Annotated in this window: 5 protein-coding genes; 3 read left to right on the forward strand and 2 right to left on the reverse strand. The window is 72.5% G+C overall.

Annotated elements, in window-relative coordinates:
- On the reverse strand, positions 1-579 hold a 579-nt coding region (locus tag AC08OP_RS22285), incomplete at its 3' end, for a glycosyltransferase 87 family protein (RefSeq protein WP_476615961.1).
- A gap of 254 nt (positions 580-833) precedes the next feature.
- Here AC08OP_RS22285 and AC08OP_RS22290 point away from each other — a divergent pair.
- Positions 834-2,090, forward strand: coding sequence for a Glu/Leu/Phe/Val family dehydrogenase (locus AC08OP_RS22290; RefSeq protein WP_476615962.1), 1,257 nt, complete (start codon positions 834-836; stop codon positions 2,088-2,090).
- A 20-nt stretch (positions 2,091-2,110) separates the two neighbouring features.
- On the opposite strand, the gene AC08OP_RS22295 is transcribed toward AC08OP_RS22290, so the two are convergent.
- Complete coding sequence (locus tag AC08OP_RS22295; RefSeq protein WP_476615963.1) at positions 2,111-2,593, reverse strand: RNHCP domain-containing protein; 483 nt, start codon at positions 2,591-2,593, stop codon at positions 2,111-2,113.
- A gap of 318 nt (positions 2,594-2,911) precedes the next feature.
- Between AC08OP_RS22295 and AC08OP_RS22300 the strand changes: the two genes are divergently transcribed.
- Positions 2,912-3,265 carry a DUF3263 domain-containing protein gene (locus AC08OP_RS22300; RefSeq protein WP_476615964.1) on the forward strand — a complete coding sequence of 118 codons (354 nt, stop codon included), beginning with the start codon at positions 2,912-2,914 and terminating at the stop codon, positions 3,263-3,265.
- Between the two features lie 8 nt (positions 3,266-3,273).
- Positions 3,274-3,917, forward strand: a 644-nt coding sequence (locus tag AC08OP_RS22305) for a LytR C-terminal domain-containing protein (RefSeq protein WP_476615965.1), incomplete at its 3' end; no start/stop codon positions are given.

A 3,917-nucleotide genomic window follows, 5' to 3' on the forward strand; every position in this document is an offset into this window, starting at 1 on the left:
GGACAGGGCGATCAGCAGCAGGACCGGCCAGATCTTGAGCAGCGCACCCGCGGCGAGATGAAATCCCGCCCGGCCGGACCGGCCCGCGGCGAGCGCGAGCACGGCCGCGACCGCCGCCGCGGCCGGCAGCAGATCGAAACGGGCCAGCGCCACCGGTCCCAGCGCGGTGAGACCGGCCACCCAAAACCCTGCCGCCGGGACCGAGCGACGCACCAGCGCGGCGGTCAGGACGGCGTCGACGGCCACCATCATCCCAATGAACACCGCTCGATAGGGCAATCCCAGATAGGCGTGAGTTACGTCGGGCAACACGAACGCAACTGCCGCGCCCGGCGGATACTGCCAGCGGTCGTCACCGGTGGGCATCCCCTCGCCGCGACCGAGCCCGCGGCCCCACTCCGCATAGATGTGTAGATCGCCGAGCACGCTCTGCTGCATGCCGAACGCCTGGTCGGTCACCACCAGGATGACGAGGACGGCACGGCTGACCAGCCACCATGCCCAGAGGCGCCGGGCTGACCGGTCGGGAGTGCCGGCTCCGGGGCGGGCGAGCGCGGCCAGCCGTCCGGGTGCGGACAAAGCCGGCCCCCCGGCGCGCCGCGGCACCGGGAGGCGGCTCGACGGGTCCGCGCGCACGCTCGCGACCGTACCCGGAGGTGCCTGGTGGGCGATGGCGCGCCCTGCGCGCACCCGACAGACGGCATCTCCCGTCACCTATTGTTTGCGCCATATCGAGTCACCACCGCGGCGCGCAACGGAGCGCGCCGTGGCCGGCGGACCGGGCGGCGCGTTCGGCGGCGAAGGGTGGCTCGAAACGCGCCGCGGAGGTGCCTGTGATCCTCGGATCCGGCTCAGCATGGGACACGGCCTGCGTTCAACTGGCGAACGCGGCTCGTCATCTGGGCCTTGACGACGGTATGCACGACCTGCTCCGCACGCCCCGCCGGGCGATCACCGTCAGCGTTCCGCTACAGCGCGACGACGGTCAGCTGACCGTGCTGACCGGCTATCGCGTCCAGCACAACCTCGCCCGTGGCCCGGGCAAGGGGGGGATCCGCTTCCACCCCACCACCGACCTCGACGAGGTCAAGGCGCTGGCGATGTGGATGACCTGGAAGTGCGCGCTGATGGGGATCCCCTACGGCGGGGCCAAGGGCGGCATCGCGGTGGAACCGGCGATGCTCTCCCTACCGGAACGCGAACGCCTGACCCGGCGCTACGCCGCCGAACTCGTCCCGTTGATCGGACCGGAGAAGGACATCCCGGCACCGGATGTGGGCACCGACGAGCAGACCATGGCCTGGATCATGGATACCTACTCGGCGCACACCGGGTACACCGCCACCGGCGTGGTAACCGGCAAGCCGCTGTCCATCGGCGGTTCCGCCGGTCGGGCCGGGGCGACCAGCCTGGGGGTGCAGCTTTCGGTGTTCGCCGCGCTGCGCGAGACCGGGCGCGACCCGCACGCGATGACAATCGCGGTCCAAGGCTTCGGCAAGGTGGGGGCGCTCGCGGCCCAGTACCTGCACGACGCCGGTTGCACTGTGGTCGCGGTCTCGGACGCGAAGGGCGGGATCTACAACCCGCAGGGACTCAACCCGGCCGCCCTCATCCGCTATCTCGCCGACGGCGCGGAGACGGTCGTCGGCTACCCGGGAACCGACACGATCACCAACGACGAGCTCCTGGAGCTCGACGTCGACGTGCTCGTCCCCGCGGCGCTGGAGGGCGTCATCACGGTCGAGAACGTCGACCGGGTCCGCGCGCCGATCATCGTCGAGGGCGCCAACGGCCCGGTGACCGCCGAGGCCGACCAGGTCCTGGACGACCGGGGCGTCCTGGTGGTGCCGGACATCCTCGCCAACGGCGGCGGGGTGGCGGTCTCGTACTTCGAGTGGGTGCAGGACATCCAGGCGTATTTCTGGTCCGAGGACGAGGTCAACGACCGGCTCCGGGCGCTGATGGACCGCGCGTACCGCGAGGTCTCCCTGCTGGCCACGACCCAGAAGATCAGCATGCGCAGCGCCGCGCACGTCATCGGGGTCGGCCGGGTGGCCGACGCCCACCAGACCCGGGGTCTGTATCCCTGACCGGCAGCCCTGACCGGCGGTCATGAGCGCCGCGCGCGCCCCGGGCGGCGCGGCGGTCGCGCCCCGGGGCCCGGCAGCCCTGGGGCCGGCAGCCCTGGGGCCGGCAGCCCTGGGGCCGGCAGCCCTGGGGCCGGCAGCCCTGGGGCCGGCAGCCCTGGGGCCGGCAGCCCTGGGGCCGGCAGCCCTGGGGCCGTCGCCGCCTGCGCGACCGCGGCGGCGACCGCCAGCAGCGTGTCGCGATCGTCCGCCGGAGCGGACCGGTTGCGGCGCCGATGCCCACACCGCTCGCAGACGTGCGTGATGACCAGATCGTGCGTACGGCTCTCCACCGCGACCGGCCGCATCACACCGCCGCACCGCGCCGCCCGATCGCCGGGGTTGACGTCGACGTGCCGCGACGACAGACAGGACGGGCAGTGGTTGGTGTACCCGTCACCACGCACGGCCGTCCCGCAGACCAGGCAGACGAAGTCCTCGGTGGTGCGGGTGAAGCGCCGGCTCACCGGCCAAGAGTAGGTCACCACACGGCGTGCCCCGCCTGCCCGGAGGCCAATCGGTGCCAATCGGTGCCAATGGCAGCCAATCGGGGCGCTCTGACCTGGCCGGAACTCTGACCTGGCCGGGACCAGGTGGGGGCCTCCCGCGAGCGTCTCATCAGATCCGCGTCGGGCGGCCGGACCGCGGGCGGGACGTGTGTCGCCAGAGACGCCGAGGATGTCGGACCCACGGGGTGAAATAGTGGGCGGCGCACCATACCGGGCGTGGTACGTCGGCGCACCATCGCGCCCATCGCCCCGGATGCGTCCCGAGGAGGTCCCGCTGTGGAGGCAGCACACCCTCTGCCGCCCGAGAGCCTGCCGCCCGAGAAACCAGCGCCCGAGAAACCAGCGCCCGAGAAACCAGCGCGGGCGGACGTCCCACCCAACGAACTGTCCGATCGCGATCGTCGCATGTTGCGCTTCGAGCAGGGTTGGTGGCGCCACCCGGGAGCCAAGGAGGAGGCGATCCGGGCCGAGTTCGAGCTGTCATCAACACGCTACTACCAGTTGTTAAACCGGCTGATCGATTCGGAAGCCGCGCTGATAGCCGATCCGATGCTGGTCCGCCGGCTGCGCCGGCTGCGGGAGCAACGCCGGGCGGCCCGATCCGGCCGACGTGACCGGGCCGAGGGGTAAGACCACGCATGACACCTGCCACGAACGCACCGCCGCGGCGTCCCCACCGGCGGCGCCCGGACCGGCTCCACACCCTCGGCGCGGGCGTCGTCGCGGTTCTCGCCGTACTCGCGGGCATCCTGGTGGTCAATCTGCTGAACGGCCCGTCCGACGCGGACGGCTCCACCACCCAGGTCGCGGCCCCGACGCACTCGGCGCGGCCGGGCACGGACCAAGCCGGCGGCGGCCGGACCACTCCGGCCCCGTCGCCGCACCGCGCGGCGGCCACGTCCCCGGTCCCCGGCCCGGGGGCCACGAAGACGGCGCCGGCGTCCCTGGAACCGACGCCGGCGCCGTCCGCGTCCACCGCGACGAAGCCGCCGGCCCCGCCGGGACCGAAGGCCACGGCCCCGGTGGTCGTCCTGAACAACTCGCGGGTCGCCGGGCTCGCCGAGGTGGCCGCCAAGCAGGTCGAGTCGGCCGGGTTCCGGGTCGAGCGGGTGGGCAACTACCAGTCGATCTACAACGTCCCGGTGACGACGGTCTTCTACGACGACGCCGACGCCGACGCCGCCCGCGCCCTGAAGGAGGCGATGCCGGGCATCGAGAGCATCGTGCCCCAGTCGAAGACCAGAATCGTCTCCACCGACGCACTGATCCTGGTGATCACCCG

The organism is Frankia sp. CeRuru1 (genome assembly GCF_977966315.1).